The sequence below is a fragment of the Christiangramia sabulilitoris genome (assembly GCF_007050985.1).
GTDB lineage: Bacteria > Bacteroidota > Bacteroidia > Flavobacteriales > Flavobacteriaceae > Christiangramia > Christiangramia sabulilitoris.
The window spans coordinates 709,065-724,932 of sequence record NZ_VHSF01000003.1 but is presented as its reverse complement, the minus strand read 5'-3'; the positions used below and the strand labels follow the sequence as shown (position 1 = coordinate 724,932).

The window sequence follows — 15,868 nt, the reverse complement described above, 5'->3', positions numbered from 1 at the left end:
GCAGGATTGCTCACTTAGTACTGGCCAGTACCTTTCCTCTTTACCCTGGTTCAATTTATTCTGCAGGATGATTATTTCTCTGCTCCAGTTCTTTCTGAAATTCCTCCATCACCGGTTTTACCGTACTTTCTGGCAGGTCGGCAATTCTAATATACATTAAACCATCAACGGCATCGTTAAAAAGTGGATCTACATTAAAAGCCACCACTTTGGCATTCTGTTTTATATATTTTTTAATGAGAACCGGTAAGCGCAGATTTTCAGTTTCCAGCTCATCGATGATCTTATCAAATTTATTAAGGTCTGCTTCGCTTTCGTCGAATACAAGATCCTTGTCTGCATCTTCCAGTTTCACCTTGAATTCCTTTTTAGGGCGCACATACTGGGCAACATAAGGATCGTAGTAATTAGACTTCATAAACTCGATCATAAGCGACTTCGAGAAATTGCTGAATTTATCGCTAATGGTAACTCCGCCGATGAGGTAATTATGTTCGGGGAATCTTAGCGTGCAATGAACTATACCTTTCCATAAAAGGAAAAGTGGCATCGGTTTTTGCTGATATTCCCTGATAATAAAAGCCCGCCCCATTTCTATAGATTGGCTCATCATCTTATATAGTTCTGGTTCGAACCTAAACAGGTCCTGCAGGTAAAAGCCGTCAATGCCATGCTCGGCGAAAATTTCATTCCCCATTCCCATCCTGTAGGCCCCGGCGATCTTTCCGGCTTCGTTATCCCAAAGGAATAAATGATGGTAATAGTTATCAAATTTATCCAGGTCTACACTTTTATTTGTTCCTTCCCCAACTTCTCTAAACGTGATCTCCCGTAATCTGCCAATTTCATTAAGTATATTTGGGATTACCTCTCTTTTGGCAAGAAAAACTTCATAATTTTTGCTCTGCAGAAGGCGTTTATCCATTTTGCGACAGTTTTCCACCTCCATATGCATCAATTCAGAATTGGTTTCTTCTGCAATATCCCTGGGAGCCCGTTGAATTTTTAAGGATTTAGGCAATTTTCCTAACAATTTTTTCTTTTCGAAAACATTTGCCAGCATATAGGTTTTTCTGCGCAGGAATGCGGTATATGCTTCGAGGTTGGTGTGTTCCACCTGGTCTTCTACAGATATTGGCAGCCCTATACGCACTTTGATCTTTCTTTTGCGTTGAGATAGCATTTCACTGGGAAGCTTAGCCGTTCGAAGAACATCGCTGAAGGATGCCAGGCGGTAAAAGAATAAACTGTTTTTGGCGTGAAAATATATGGGAACAACCGGTACTTTCGATTTTTGTATAAGCTTCATAGCTGAAGGCTCCCAGGGCCTGTCCACTATAATTCTTTTATCCCTGTTGGTAGAAACTTCACCTGCCGGGAATATACCCAGCGGTTTTCCACTCTTTAAATGTGCAATGGCATTTTTCATCCCCGTGAGACTCGATTTAGCCTCCTTATGGTCTTCAAAAGGATTAACCGGGAGTATATATGATTTTAAAGGATCCAGGCGATGTAACAGAAAGTTTGCGATAACTTTATAATCCGGCCTGCTATGAAGCACTAGTTTCATGAGGATCATCCCATCAATCCCACCCAGGGGATGATTGGAAATGGTGATAAAAGGACCTTCTTTCGGGATACGTTTAAGGTCTTTCTCCGGGATCTCAAAATCTATTTCGAATCTTTTAAGAATAGCATCTATAAAATCTGTGCCGGTTAAATGCTTGTGCTTATCATATTCCTTATTGATCCTGGATAATTTGGTGGTTTTCAGGATGAGCCAGCCAATTCCCGTTCCCAGGAACCCGTACTTATGCAAATTCATAACACCGGCTACTTCCTTAGCACTTACAATACCCATATTGATTGGTTTAGTTCAACCAAAAATAAGAAATCGAAATTTAGTTTTCGGCAACCAGCTGTATGGTGTTTTGGGTAAGCTGTTTTAGAAGTATATTCTTGTCTTTTTCAAGTGTCTGTATCGCCTCCTCGTTAAAGTGACGAATGGTATACAGCGAAACTCCGGTCTTGTAATCAACCTTAAACCTGGCTTTTAAATGCTGAATGAGCTTTTCCAGTTGATTGAATTTATTGTCCACGCATACCCGAAAGCTGATCGCAGAATTCTGAATAAGGTCTACTTTCATCTGATATTGGTGAAAAAGCCTGAAAATATCTGAAATATTCTCCTCTACCATAAATGAAAAATCCAGTGACGACAGGGAGATCAAAACCTGGTCTTTTTTTACGATAAAGCATGGAACCTCCGGAAAAATAGTTTTTCCCCTGGTAACGGCAGTTCCTTCGCCAGAAGGATCTAGGAATGATCTTACATACAACGGGATTTCCTTGCGCTGTAAAGGCTGCAGGGTTTTGGGGTGTATGACCGAAGCCCCGTAAAAAGCGAGCTCGATCGCTTCTTCATAAGAGATCTGGTTTAAAAGTTCAGTTTTTCTGAAGTAGCGCGGATCTGCATTGAGCACGCCCGGCACGTCTTTCCAGATAGTTACATTTTCAGCATTAAGGCAGTATGCCATGATCGCTGCAGAATAATCTGAGCCCTCACGTCCCAGGGTCGTGGTAAAATTATTCGGATCTGATCCAATGAATCCCTGGATGATATTTAATTTCGAAATATCTGTGTTTTTCTGGATCAATTCCTGGGTTTTGTCCCAGTTAACCTGCGCATCCCGGTAAGTACTGTCGGTTTTAATGAAATTACGTGCATCCAGCCAGTGAGCAGGAATATTTTGAGAAGTCAGGTATTCACTTATAATAGTAGTGGATACAAACTCTCCATAGCTTACGATCTGGTCATAAACAAAATCATACTGATTGGATTTATTATGTTCTAAGAAATTCTCAAGTTCGGTGAATAGAGATTCTGTTTTGAAGAATACCGCTGATTCCGGGTGGGGAAAAAGTTCTTCCATAATGCTGCGGTGATATTCCGTGACCTCCTTCAGGCTCGAGGGAACCTCATTAGTCCTGAGATAATCCCGAACTACTACTTCCAGCGCATTCGTTGTTTTTCCCATAGCAGAAACAACGATCAGTTTATTGGCTGTGCCTGTTTCTGTTAGTACTTTGATCAGGTTTTTAACACCTTCAGCATCTTTTACAGATGCACCTCCAAACTTGTAAACTTTTATCACTTCTTGCGTACGTTTTTCTGGATTCCGCTTTCTTCCATGTGTACGGTTTTCCAGCTTTCCTTGATCTCAGCTCCAGTATTTTCGTAAAATTCTATGGCATTTCTATTTCCTTCAGAAACCACCCATTCTATACGTTTTACACCATTTTCATGGCCATAGGATACTACCTGTTTGTAAAGAGCGCCACCAAGCCCCGTTCCGCGCATGCTTTCCCGTACAATGAGATCTTCCAGATGCACCGTTCTGCCCTTCCACGTAGAGAATCTAAAATATACCAGGGCCATACCTTCGATCTTACCTTTTACATCTGCCACAAAGCATTTGAAATTTCCGTTATCAAAGCCTTCTTTTTCCAAATCGGCTACGGTTACTTCCACATCGTCCAGATGGTTTTCATGTGCGGCAAGTTCCTTGATAAGTTCCAGAACATCCTCCATATCCTCTCTTCTGGCTTCGCGTATTGTATATTCCATAGTTTAGAATTTAAACAAAAATAAGGATTGCATTTAATACTCCTAATTTAAGCCCGGTTAAAGCAAGCCCTTCTTTTGGAGAAAGGAGTGCATGGCCTTTTCATCCATCTGCACGGTATCCCAGTCTTCCATTACATCTGCACCGCTTCTTCGGTAAAAATCAGCAGCTTCTGTATTCCAGTTGAGCACCACCCATTCGGTTCGCTTTACGTTCTGCCGGGAAGCATATTTTATCACTTCTGTATATAGTGCTGAGCCCAGGCCTTTACCCCGGAATTTTTCCCGAACAATAAGATCTTCCAGGTGCACGGTTTTACCTTTCCAGGTGGAATACCTGAAATATACCAGCGCCATGCCTTCAATCTTTCCGCCGGCTTCTGCCACAAAGCAATGAAAAGCCGGGTCATCCCCAAATCCATCTTGTATAAGGTCATTTTCGTCAATGATGACGGCTTCAGGCTCTTTCTCGAAAACGGCCAGCTCCCTGATGAGCTCCAGTACTTCTTTCATATCTTCCGGGCGGGCATCACGTATTTCAATTTTCATAGTCTTTCGGTTTTAAGCAAAAATAAACAATGTTAGGATTGTCAGCGAAAACGTTGTAGTAAGTTTAAATTTTAATATTTTAGCCGCTTCAAAAGAAAATAAGTATGCCAAAGAAAAATCAGACCTTAGGAGAATTCATTATAGAAAATCAGGCAGATTTCCCAGGTTCCTCCGGCGAATTGTCCAGGCTGATAAATTCTTTGAGGCTGGCAGCAAAAGTTGTGAACCACGAGGTGAACAAGGCCGGGCTGGTGGATATCATTGGTGCTTACGGAGAGACCAACATCCAGGGAGAAGATCAGCAAAAACTGGATGTCTATGCGAATAACAAATTCATTCAGACCCTTACCAACCGTGAGATCGTTTGCGGGATCGCTTCAGAAGAGAATGACGATTTTATACAAATTAAAGGGCATAAAGGAGATAACCAGAATAAATATGTTGTCCTGATGGATCCCCTTGACGGTAGTTCGAATATCGACGTTAATGTTTCTGTGGGAACCATCTTTTCTATCTATAAAAGGATTACTCCGGTAGGTACCCCGGTGCAGCTGGAAGATTTCCTGCAACCAGGACATAAGCAGGTAGCAGCAGGATATATTATCTACGGAACCTCAACTATGCTGGTTTATACTACCGGGCACGGGGTGAATGGATTTACGCTCAACCCGGCATTAGGATCCTGGTATCTTTCCCATCCAGATATGATGTTTCCTGAAGATGGACAGATCTATTCTATCAATGAAGGGAATTATGTGCATTTTCCCCAGGGAGTGAAAGATTATATCAAATGGTGCCAGCAGGAGGAAGGAAACCGTCCGTATACCTCGCGATATATAGGTTCGATGGTTTCAGATATTCACCGTAACATGATCAAGGGTGGAATTTTTATGTACCCAAAAAGTTCCAAAGCCAGCGATGGAAAACTAAGATTGCTTTATGAATGTAATCCTATGGCATTCTTAACAGAGCAGGCCGGAGGAAAGGCCAGCGACGGGTTTAAAAGGATTCTTGACATCAATCCTACAGAATTACATCAGCGGGTACCATTCTTCTGCGGAAGCAGAAAAATGGTGGAAAAGGCTGAAGAATTTATGGCGAAAGCCGGGACGAAAGATCAGGCTCAGTCGTTTTCTTTTTCAAGTAAGTAGCGGTAATCATCGAAGTTTAATTGTCCGCTAAAGATCTGAATGGATCTTTTTATGATACCTTCAGATGCCTGGCTGGAAAATCCAAGACCAATTGCATATTTTTTGATAAGCTCGGTCTCCTCATCATCGATAATATGATCTGCAAAGATGATTCTAAACAGGTCGTGCAGGCGTTCCAGCCTTCTTTCGATGCTGTTATATGAAGAAAGAGGGAAGGATTTTGGGTTTTCCAAAACCTTGATATATTCTTCTTCGCTTATATCTAATTTTTTCGCAAATCTTTTTAGCAGTAATTCTTCGTCTTCATTTATCTCACCATCAACCGCAGCAAGATTTACAATAGACGCAAAATGGCTTAAATTTCGCAAGTGCTCTCCCGAGCCAAATAAATCTGAAAAGGACATTCTATAATTAATTTTATACTACAAATATAGTTAAACAGCCAATTTTTAGAACCAAAGCCTGTTTAAATTAATTTCTGGATTCGCTAATGTTTTCTTAATCCCTTTCTGTTGAAACATCTATTATTTAAATTCCATGTTCTTCAGAAAAAGATATGAGAACACCTTTACTGGCTTTTAATGATAAAGGAATTTATTGCGCTGCCGCAGATGTTTACCTGGATCCGTGGAAGCCTGTAAATAAAGCTATAATCTCTCACGGGCATGCAGACCATTCCAGGTGGGGACATAAAAAGTATATCACGCACCACAGTAATGTACCTATAATAAAACACCGCCTAGGCGATATTGAGGTCTCCGGAAGGGAGTGGAATGAAAGTTTTAGTATCAACGGGGTGAAATTTTCACTTCACCCTGCAGGTCATATAATAGGGTCTTCTCAAATAAGAGTGGAGCATAAAGGCGAGGTCTGGGTATTTACGGGCGATTATAAAACCGAAGATGATGGCGTGGCAGTGCCCTATGAGCCTGTAAAATGTGACACTTTTATAACCGAATGCACCTTTGGTCTTCCAGCTTTTAAATGGACTCCGCAAGCACAGGTATTTGAAGAAATAAACAATTGGTGGCAGCAAAATCGTGAGGATGGCAGAACTTCAGTTTTATTTGGGTATTCACTGGGAAAAGCTCAGAGATTACTTAAACACCTAGATCCTTCCATCGGAAAGATTTTTACTCATGGCGCTATTGAAAATATGACCGAAGTTTTGCGTGCTCAAATTGATTTTCCGGAAACGACCAGGATCACCAGGGAGACCAGTAAAGATGAAATAAAGGGTAATATCGTGCTGGCACCGGGAAGTGCCCATGGAACTACCTGGATAAGAAAAATGGTACCTTATGTGACAGCATCAGCCAGCGGATGGATGACCTTTAGGGGAGCAAGAAGGAGAAGGGCTATAGATAAGGGATTTGTGTTAAGCGATCACTGCGACTGGCAGGGTTTGCTGTCTTCCATAAAAGAGACCGGCTGCGAAAAGGTAATCTGTACCCATGGTTACACTGATATCTTTTCGAGATATCTCCGCGAGCAGGGATATGATGCACGCACAGAGGAAACACAATATGAAGGCGAAACCGGTCAAATGGAAAGCGAAAAAGAAAAAGATGTAGAATGAAAGCATTTGCCAACCTAATTAAAACGCTGGACAGCACTAATAAAACTACTTTAAAGGTAGAGGCCCTAACAGAATATTTTAAAGAAGTTCCAGACAAAGACAAGGTATGGACGATTGCTATTTTGAGTCACAGAAGACCACCAAGACCTGTGAATACTACCCTTATGCGTGAATGGGCATCAGAACTGGCAAATATTCCCTTGTGGCTTTTTGAAGAATCCTATCATATTGTAGGCGACCTCGCAGAAACTATTGCACTGGTAATTCCACCGGCTGAAGATTCTACAGAAAAAAGTCTGAATCAGTTTCTAGAAGAAATCATCGATCTCAAAAAACGACCCGAAGAGGAAAAGAAAGAATACCTTTTTGATAACTGGCTTAATCTAAATTATTATGAAAGATTCGTATTTACGAAGTTGATAACGGGTAGCTTCAGGATTGGGGTTAGCCAGAAATTAATGACCAGGGCCCTATCCAGAGCAACAGAAATCGATGAAGACATTCTTGCCTATAAATTGATGGGTAACTGGGAGCCGTCTAAAATCACATTCAATAAACTTATCCTTGAGGAAAACAAAGAGGATTATCTATCAAAGCCATATCCTTTCTACCTGGCTTACGCTATAGAAGGAGAGCCCGCAGAACTGGGTGATGTTTCACAATGGAGTGCCGAGCATAAATGGGACGGGATAAGGTCACAGGTAATTATAAGAAATGATGAATTATTTGTGTGGAGCCGTGGAGAGGAATTGGTCACCGATAAATACCCTGAATTTGATGCATTTTTATCAGTAATTCCCAACGGGACGGTTTTAGATGGAGAGATCCTTCCCTTTCCAGAAGGGGAAATAGGAACTTTTAAAGATCTGCAGACCCGCATAGGCCGGAAAAATGTTAGTAAAAAGCTGCTGGAAAAAACACCGGTGATCCTTAAGGCATATGATATCCTGGAATGGGGTGGGGAAGATATCAGGGATATGGCTTTTGGAAAAAGAAGGGAAATCCTGGAAAAACTCTATCATGAGGTCAGGGCAGATGATGTGCCCCTGCATTTATCTGAAACTATCCAATTCGATAAATGGGAAGAGGCAGCTAAAGAACGGGAAAACTCCAGGGAAGTAAAATCTGAAGGATTGATGCTGAAACGTCTTGATTCCCCATACCTGGTAGGCAGAAAAAAAGGGGACTGGTGGAAATGGAAAGTAGATCCTTTAACCATAGATGCCGTTCTTACCTATGCCATGCGAGGTCATGGAAGGCGAAGCAACCTGTTTACAGATTATACTTTTGGTCTTTGGGATAAAGACAGGAAGGAACTGGTGACCTTTGCCAAAGCCTACTCAGGACTAACCGATAAAGAATTTCGACAACTCGATGCCTGGATAAAAAGAAATACACTGGAGCGCTTTGGCCCCGTGCGAAGCGTTACCCCTCATCATGTTTTTGAGATCGCTTTTGAAGGTATTGCAGAATCCGGGAGACATAAAAGCGGTGTGGCTACCAGGTTTCCCCGTATGTTAAGGTGGAGGACAGATAAAAAGATTGAAGATGCGAATACTTTGCAGGACCTGAAAGACCTTATCCCCTAGATCATAAAATATCAGTAGGCGCGGGCAACCCGAAGTATATTGTATTCGAAGCGTTCGTCGTTACCCAGGATCTTAAAAAACTCTTCTATGTACTCCAGGGTAGTGCGGTAACTTTTATCGTTTTCAAAATAGGGTTTGCATTTTTCTATTTCAGTTATAAAATGCTCCCGTTTTGTTAGATATTCCTGCCTGACTTCGGTAAATAAAATTGGTTCCCGTTGAAAACCCCTGTATTTTCTAATTCTAACATCATCTATATCCAGCACTTGATTATTGATCTGTGAAACTGTTGAATAACTAGTGTTTACCATACCGGCCATGTCAAAATCATAGGGTACAGGAATGATCTGCCCGTCAAGAAAAATCAGTTTAGAATTATGCTGATAGGCGATGGAATAATCTGTATTCCCAATCATGAATTGAAAGAAAGAATTCCTCACGCATTCCAGCGGCATCTGGTTCATAGGATGAGTTTTAGAGGGTAAAACTTTAGCGCCAATCCTTTTTGCCACATGTTTATCGTCTTCTACCAGGAAGCCCTTAAGTTTATGAATTTTAATGCCCTTACCTTTAATTTCTTCGAGTTCCACATCTACTAACCGGGTTTTGAAATGATAGGGAGATACCATCTCATAAAGTTTGTAGGCGAGATATTCTTTAATGATATTATCGTTTTTGTCTTTTTCAAGCTTGCAGGGTAAAACCAGTTTCAAATTTTTGTGACCTTCAAAAAGAGTATTTTTTGCCTCTTTCTTTTTTATTTTAACCTTTATGGGAGCATAGTAGCAATTCTTTAACCTGAAATTTCCGCGTTTTCTAAGCCTTACTTCCAGCGAATCCCAGCCTGCATTATCCTTTTCATATTTTAGATGTGTGGTAATGAAGGTGGAATCATTGGTAACTTTTTTAATATCTTTATTTGAGTATCTCAGGGAAAGGCGAATAATTTCCTCATCCTGAAATAAGGCAGACAGGTCTTCATTAATTTTCATCTCGCTGTCCTGCCCAAAAGAGATATACAGGGAAATAACAGGGATTAGAAATAAAAGGATAGTTTTCTTATCCATAATAGCATATATTTATCTAAAATATTAAAAATCAGGTTATTAAGAAGTATTTTTCCATAATTAATTACAGAACTTTTCTAACCGTGGCTCTCTCGGCTGTGATCACGTTCCTGGCATTGAGATATAATATCAATTTCAATGTAGATCTTACATTGTTGAGTATAGCTATTATTTTTCCTCTGGTCTTTACTATTCGGGGTAGTTTCCGAAGAAGAGAGAAGGCTTTGGAGCACCTAAGTGAATTCGTTAGTTCGATTAAGACGGTGCGTTACTTTTTACTTAGCAGTGATGAGCTTACAGATGAAAAAAAAGCTGAGGTGGAAAATATCCTACATGAGATCAATGAAAAAACCCTTTATCACCTTTCCAAAAAGGATAATGATATTAAAACCCTGGATGAAATTTCACATAAGGTTTACAAATTTGTGCTGGAAAAAGACAATCTTGTTCCTGCCAAGTTGAAAGACCGTGTTTTTAAATATGCCAGGGATATGCATGAATCTATAGAGAACCTACATGGGATACATTCACACAGGACCCCTATAAGTCTTATGGCTTACTGCGAGATCTTTATTTATCTGTTCCCGGTTATATATGCTCCTACTATAATTTATAACCTAGGGGTCCGTGAAGGAGACTGGGTCGCTTATCTCGTGATCTTTATCACACAATTTACCCTGATCTCTCTTTACAATATCCAGAACCAACTGGAATATCCATTTGATAATATTGGAATGGATGATATCAATCTAGATAATTTCAAAATCAAACGTTAGTGGACTTAGGCTGTTTTAATTTTTCAACTGTTTCGTATTGAAAAGAGCAGAGCTTTTAGAACTTGCAGATGCCTGGTTCAGGGGAAATGGATGGAAACCGTTTAAGTTTCAGAAAGATACCTGGACTGCCTATCTTCAGAAAAAGAACGGCTTACTGAATGCCCCCACCGGAAGCGGAAAAACCTATGCACTCTGGGTGCCAATCCTACTGGATTATATAAAGAAGAATCCAGATTACAGAACCCAACATAAAAAGGGATTAAAAGCTATCTGGATCACCCCGTTGAGAGCCCTCTCTGTGGAGATCGAACAGGCGGCAAGCCGGTTTGCTGAAGAAATGGGTACACAATTTACCGTGGGCATAAGATCAGGTGATACATCACAAAAGGAGCGGGCAGCCCAGAAGAAGTCCATGCCAGACCTGCTTATTACCACTCCGGAAAGTTTGCAGCTTCTCCTTGCTTCCAAAAATTATGATAAGACCTTTAAAGATCTGCAGGCAATTGTTATAGATGAATGGCACGAATTACTGGGTACGAAAAGAGGAGTGCAGGTGGAATTAGGCCTTTCCAGGTTGAAAACCATCACAAAAGATCTGCGTATCTGGGGAATATCTGCTACCATTGGTAATCTATCCCAGGCCAGGGAAGTATTGTTAGGTCCCGATTCTGAAGCTCTAAAGAACTCCGTGATGATAAGGGCGAACCTTAAGAAGAAGATCGAAGTAAGATCTGTAATTCCCAAAAAAATGGAGAAATTCCCCTGGCGGGGACACCTCGGTTTGCATTTACTGGATGAAGTAGTACCTATTATTAAAAATAGCAGAACAACGCTACTATTCACCAATACCAGGTCCCAGTGTGAGATCTGGTTTCAGAAACTATTAAATAAATATCCTGAATTTGCCGGGGAGGTGGCGATGCATCATGGAAGTATTAACAAGGAAACCCGGCTTTGGGTAGAACAGGCCATAAGGAACGAAAGTTTAAAAGCGGTGGTTTGTACATCCAGTCTGGATCTGGGTGTGGATTTCGCCCCTGTAGAGACCATAGTGCAAATTGGCGGACCAAAAGGAGTGGCCAGGTTTCTTCAGCGGGCCGGCCGTAGTGGTCACCAGCCGGGAAAATTAAGCCTCATTTATTTCCTGCCTACTCATGCGATAGAATTGGTCGAAGCTTCAGCATTGAAGAAGGCCGTAGAGAAGCAGGCGGTGGAGGACCGGGTGCCGTACCTTATGAGCTACGATGTGTTAATTCAATACCTGAATACTCTTGCAGTATCCAATGGATTCTATCCTAAGGAAATTTTCCCGGAGATAGCATCGACCTTTTGTTTCCAGGGTATTACCGAAGAAGAATGGATCTGGATCCTGAATTTTATAACTAAAGGCAGCCAGAGTCTGCAGGCTTATGATGAGTATAAAAAAGTGGAGATCGAGGAGGACGGGAAATTTAAGATCAATAACCGTGGTGTGGCGATGCGTCATAGATTACAGATAGGGACAATTGTAAGTGATGCAATGCTTAGTGTAAAATACATGAAAGGAGGCTACATTGGAACTATCGAAGAGTGGTTTGTTTCCAAATTAAAACCCGGTGATGTATTTACATTTGCCGGTAGGAACCTGGAACTTGTGCATATTAAAAATATGCAGGTACTGGTTAGGAAATCTTCCAGAAAAACGGCGAAAGTACCCAGCTGGATGGGTGGCCGGATGGCCTTTTCTGCCCAGATGAGCGAACTCTTGCGTGAAGAACTTTACACGGCAGCCACTTTAAAGAAAGGAGAAAAACGAACCAATGAACTAAAAGCCCTTCAGCCCGTTTTTCAACGCCAGCAAAAGGAATCTGTAATTCCAAAAAGTGATGAGTTTCTTATAGAGACCTTTAAGACCAGGGAGGGGTTTCATGCGATCTTCTATCCTTTTGAAGGAAGATTTGTGCACGAGGCGCTGGGCAGTTTACTTGCATACAGGATCAGCCTATTGTCACCCATCAGTTTTTCCATAGCGTTTAATGATTATGGTTTCGAGTTATTATCAGATCAGGAGATAGATATGCAGCAGGTTCTGGATAACGACCTGTTTTCATCAGAATTTCTGATGGACGATCTCTATAAAAGTTTGAATGCAACCGAAATGGCGAGAAGAAAATTCAGGGATATTGCCGTTATCACAGGTCTGGTCTTTACCGGATTTCCTAACAAGCTGGTAAAAAGTAAACACCTGCAATCTAATTCGCAATTGCTTTTTAGTGTATTCCGCGATTATGAGGAAGACAATTTATTATACCAGCAAGCTTTCAGGGAAACCTTCGAACATCAGCTCGAAGAAGGCAGGTTGCGCCTGGCCCTGGACAGGATCAAAGGGCAAAATATCGCCTGGAAAAAATGTGAAAAACCCACACCATTTTCTTTTCCGATAATAACCGATCGTTTAAGAGAAAAACTGTCTTCAGAAAAGATTGAAGACAGGATCAAAAGGATGCTTAAAAATCTTGAAAATTAATTATCCCTCAATTGCTTATCCAGGTAATTGCGCACCAGTTCTGTAGTAACCCCAAAGGCGATATGAGCAAAAAGCTCATTGAGCTGCATTCTAACGGGCACGTCAACGGGTTTAGGCTCCAGCCCTAAAATAGGCAGGGAAGTCTCGTGTGTGGAAGCCCAGGTAGTTGCACCAAAGATCACCCCATCCATAGGTCTGAGACCATGCCGGTCTTTTTTCCCATAACCATATGCCGCGCCCAGGGATCCACCTACAGGTATATTAACCAATTGTTCTGCTAAAGCTTCATTTTGAGTACTAATTGGGGTACCTGTGATCCTTGTAGACAGGTCATCCATGATCTTGATCTGTGCCGAACGCTGTTCTACTTTTCTTACCGGAAGAAATTGCTCAATAAGGCTTTTCACTGCCGAACCGGCAAGCCCTCCTACAAAGCCAGCAACCAGGCTGCGTGAGGTGTTAGACATATATGAATCCTTCTGCAAAAAAGTACTTACGCTCATAATCTGTTTCATTTTAGGGGAATAAAACTATTTATTAGTCATCTTTTGGCCAATCATTTAACATGTATTTGGCATTGCACAGGCAAAATGATATTTTTGAATATGAGTGAAAAACTAAATGTCGCTTTAATTCAGCCAGACCTGAAGTGGGAGGATGCCGCGGCGAACAGGGAACAACTTTCCAATAAGATCGGTCAGCTATCTGAAGATGTGGAATTAATTGTTTTGCCAGAAATGTTTACCACCGGTTTCAGCATGAATGCCAGGCAACTGGCTGAAGAAACCGAAGGAGAAACTCTCGCCTGGATGCAGGAGATCGCAAAAAACAGGTCTGCGGCCCTTACGGGAAGTGTAATTATAAAGGAGGAGGGGCATTACTACAATCGCCTGTTCTTTGTTTTTCCAGACACCTCCTACAAAACCTATGATAAACGTCACACTTTTACCCTGGCAAAAGAGGATGAAACCTATTCTGCTGGAAAGGAAAGGTTGATCGTGGAATATAAAGGCTGGAAGATTTGTCCACTTATTTGCTACGACCTGCGTTTTCCGGTATTTGCCCGAAACACGGTAGATTATGATCTGTTAATTTATGTTGCGAATTGGCCCGAAAAAAGAATTGAAGCCTGGGACACCTTACTCAAAGCCAGAGCTATTGAAAATATGTGTTACTGCATAGGCTTGAACAGGACCGGTAAAGATGGCGACGGCTATGTCTATAATGGCCATTCTGCAATATATGATCCACTGGGAAAAGCCCTCACCCCTTTGGACAGGTCGGTTGAATTTAATGCTGAGGTTACACTAGACCGTAATTCCATGCTGAAAACAAGGAGTAAATTGAAATTCCTTCAGGACAGAGATAAATTTAATCTTCTAGACGAATAGCTTCGTTCCAATCCCAGTTTGCACGTATGTCCAGAGTGTCTGGAAAATACCGGATCTGCTCCGGCTGACGTTTCTTCAAATAATCGCCCGTATCCCATTTTCTATTTGCATTGTCATCTGAGATCACCCGGACCAGGAACTGCCCTGGATTCAGGTATCTAAAAGTGAATTTATTTGAATCTTCTGAATATTGTTCTTCAAGAACTTCGCCTTTTACATCGGTCAATTGGACCACTACCGGAAAGGAGTTTATATTCTGAATAGTAAGAACCACGGTTCCGTATTCTGAAAGTGCCTTGGTCGTCAGGTTTTTGACGATAGTGTCATTAGTTTCCTGGAAAAGATCTGTGATCGCACCTGGTAAGGCAGTTACCCGGTAATTGTTTTCTGGTACTTTATTAAATTTTAATACAAGTTCATTTTGTAAAGGATTGAATTCTGTATTAAAATCAACGCTTGCAGAATCTTTATCCATGATCGAGATAAGATCGTCCTGGTATTGAATTATAGGGGTATTAGCTTTGAATTTGAAATCTTTGTTCAGAGAGCCTGTTTCTGTATTTACCACCAGTGAATCTCTTTCCAGGCTTCCTAACCTGGCCAGCAGCGTATCCCTGGTAGCAGGAGTTACGATCTCAAAATTAAGACTGTCTGTTTTAGGCTTAATATTGAACCAGTAATATAAAGTATCTGTTTTTGGATCTTTTACCACCCTGGAAATATATCCCTCTGGTTTAGGAGTAAGCAGATTTATAGACAGACTATCCAGATCTGTAGATCCTTCGTAGCCGAATAAGATCTGGTTTCCTTTTAGTATACTTGGCCGCTTGGGTTCAAATTCAAGATTTTCCTTAAAAACGGTGATCTCAAAAGTACTGTCTGTAGGGATGGTGATATTATTAGCTATGAAACCTATCTTTTCATTTTTGGGATTATAAAGATAATTGGCATTCCCATCCTGAATTCCAACCATTCGGTAAGTGCCGGCTTTCAGGTTTTCCAAAGAAAAATTAAAGGTGCTATCCTGCGAATAGGTAACATAGCGCGGGGTCTTTTTATATACAATAGAATCTGTAAAACTGGAATCTATTTCATAAAGCATGACAGAAACCGGAGATGCCGGAGCTTTTAACCTGGCATCTTTCACCTTTCCTGAAATGCTGAGAGAATCTATGTAGTCACCTGTTGAAAATACGAATTTGAAATAATCGTAAGGATTGGATTCGTTATTATCGACTATACTACTGCCGAAATTGATAGTGTAAGTGGTATTTTCTTCCAGGGTATCGAAGATCTCAATTTTAATATCTTTTCTGGCCGTTCCCAGGGGCATGATATTAGGCTTGGGATCCATTGGTGGCGAAATGATGATCTGCTGTTGAGGTTTTTCCAATTTTATGTACTCATCGAAAAAAATACGGATCTCATCAGCATCAAAATTTGTGGAATAATTTTCAGGATTTGCTTTTATGAATTTTGGAGGTTCTTCATCTATGGGTCCACCTTCAGGCATTCCTTTTTTGGCACATTGCACAGTAGTAAAGAGCAATATTAGAACTATTATGAATCCGGGTATCCTTTTTTTCATAGATGAAAACTGAAACTTTTTAGCAAAGAAACGATTATTTTAAAATA

General features: G+C 41.0%; 14 protein-coding genes. 6 read left to right on the top strand and 8 right to left on the bottom strand.

The window, feature by feature from the left end:
- Nucleotides 1-55 precede the first annotated feature (55 nt).
- From FGM01_RS13465 to FGM01_RS13450, 4 genes are read right to left on the bottom strand one after another with little or no spacing between them, the layout of a single operon-like run.
- Nucleotides 56-1,861, bottom strand: a complete 1,806-nt coding sequence (locus FGM01_RS13465; RefSeq protein WP_143411684.1) for a GNAT family N-acyltransferase — start codon at nucleotides 1,859-1,861, stop codon at nucleotides 56-58.
- A gap of 40 nt (nucleotides 1,862-1,901) precedes the next feature.
- On the bottom strand, nucleotides 1,902-3,152 hold the full coding sequence (locus FGM01_RS13460) for an aspartate kinase (RefSeq protein WP_143411754.1): 1,251 nt from the start codon (nucleotides 3,150-3,152) through the stop codon (nucleotides 1,902-1,904).
- Nucleotides 3,152-3,628 (bottom strand): GNAT family N-acetyltransferase, encoded by a 477-nt coding sequence (locus FGM01_RS13455; RefSeq protein WP_143411683.1) that lies wholly within the window; start codon nucleotides 3,626-3,628, stop codon nucleotides 3,152-3,154. The genes FGM01_RS13460 and FGM01_RS13455 overlap by 1 nt, the downstream gene beginning before the upstream one ends.
- Before the next feature lie 57 nt (nucleotides 3,629-3,685).
- Nucleotides 3,686-4,174 (bottom strand): GNAT family N-acetyltransferase, encoded by a 489-nt coding sequence (locus FGM01_RS13450; RefSeq protein WP_143411682.1) that lies wholly within the window; start codon nucleotides 4,172-4,174, stop codon nucleotides 3,686-3,688.
- 104 nt (nucleotides 4,175-4,278) lie between these two features.
- Between FGM01_RS13450 and fbp the strand changes: the two genes are divergently transcribed.
- Nucleotides 4,279-5,325, top strand: coding sequence for a class 1 fructose-bisphosphatase (gene fbp, locus FGM01_RS13445; RefSeq protein WP_143411681.1), 1,047 nt, complete (start codon nucleotides 4,279-4,281; stop codon nucleotides 5,323-5,325).
- Here fbp and FGM01_RS13440 read toward each other — a convergent pair.
- Nucleotides 5,298-5,729 (bottom strand): tellurite resistance TerB family protein, encoded by a 432-nt coding sequence (locus FGM01_RS13440; RefSeq protein ID WP_143411680.1) that lies wholly within the window; start codon nucleotides 5,727-5,729, stop codon nucleotides 5,298-5,300. The two genes, fbp and FGM01_RS13440, sit on opposite strands and share 28 nt — an antisense overlap.
- A gap of 152 nt (nucleotides 5,730-5,881) precedes the next feature.
- Between FGM01_RS13440 and FGM01_RS13435 the strand changes: the two genes are divergently transcribed.
- Together FGM01_RS13435 and FGM01_RS13430 are read left to right on the top strand one after the other, a co-directional pair.
- Nucleotides 5,882-6,904 carry a ligase-associated DNA damage response exonuclease gene (locus FGM01_RS13435; protein ID WP_143411679.1) on the top strand — a complete coding sequence of 341 codons (1,023 nt, stop codon included), beginning with the start codon at nucleotides 5,882-5,884 and terminating at the stop codon, nucleotides 6,902-6,904.
- Nucleotides 6,901-8,493 carry an ATP-dependent DNA ligase gene (locus FGM01_RS13430; RefSeq protein ID WP_143411678.1) on the top strand — a complete coding sequence of 531 codons (1,593 nt, stop codon included), beginning with the start codon at nucleotides 6,901-6,903 and terminating at the stop codon, nucleotides 8,491-8,493. The genes FGM01_RS13435 and FGM01_RS13430 overlap by 4 nt, the downstream gene beginning before the upstream one ends.
- A gap of 11 nt (nucleotides 8,494-8,504) precedes the next feature.
- Here FGM01_RS13430 and FGM01_RS13425 read toward each other — a convergent pair whose 3' ends face one another.
- Nucleotides 8,505-9,560: a hypothetical protein gene (locus FGM01_RS13425; protein WP_243735808.1), complete on the bottom strand. Its 1,056-nt coding sequence runs from the start codon at nucleotides 9,558-9,560 to the stop codon at nucleotides 8,505-8,507.
- A gap of 83 nt (nucleotides 9,561-9,643) precedes the next feature.
- Here FGM01_RS13425 and FGM01_RS13420 point away from each other — a divergent pair, with 83 nt between their 5' ends.
- On the top strand, nucleotides 9,644-10,336 hold the full coding sequence (locus FGM01_RS13420; RefSeq protein ID WP_208012731.1) for a hypothetical protein: 693 nt from the start codon (nucleotides 9,644-9,646) through the stop codon (nucleotides 10,334-10,336).
- 37 nt (nucleotides 10,337-10,373) lie between these two features.
- Entirely contained in the window at nucleotides 10,374-12,842 is a 2,469-nt protein-coding gene (locus FGM01_RS13415; protein WP_143411676.1) for a ligase-associated DNA damage response DEXH box helicase, read from the top strand.
- On the opposite strand, the gene FGM01_RS13410 is transcribed toward FGM01_RS13415, so the two are convergent.
- Entirely contained in the window at nucleotides 12,839-13,345 is a 507-nt protein-coding gene (locus FGM01_RS13410; protein ID WP_143411675.1) for a DUF1440 domain-containing protein, read from the bottom strand. The genes FGM01_RS13415 and FGM01_RS13410 overlap by 4 nt on opposite strands.
- A 102-nt stretch (nucleotides 13,346-13,447) precedes the next feature.
- On the opposite strand from FGM01_RS13410, the gene FGM01_RS13405 reads away from it, so the two are divergent.
- Nucleotides 13,448-14,233 (top strand): amidohydrolase, encoded by a 786-nt coding sequence (locus FGM01_RS13405; RefSeq protein ID WP_143411674.1) that lies wholly within the window; start codon nucleotides 13,448-13,450, stop codon nucleotides 14,231-14,233.
- Here FGM01_RS13405 and FGM01_RS13400 read toward each other — a convergent pair.
- Nucleotides 14,214-15,821 carry an Ig-like domain-containing domain gene (locus tag FGM01_RS13400; protein ID WP_143411673.1) on the bottom strand — a complete coding sequence of 536 codons (1,608 nt, stop codon included), beginning with the start codon at nucleotides 15,819-15,821 and terminating at the stop codon, nucleotides 14,214-14,216. The two genes, FGM01_RS13405 and FGM01_RS13400, sit on opposite strands and share 20 nt — an antisense overlap.
- Between the last annotated feature and the right edge of the window lie 47 nt (nucleotides 15,822-15,868).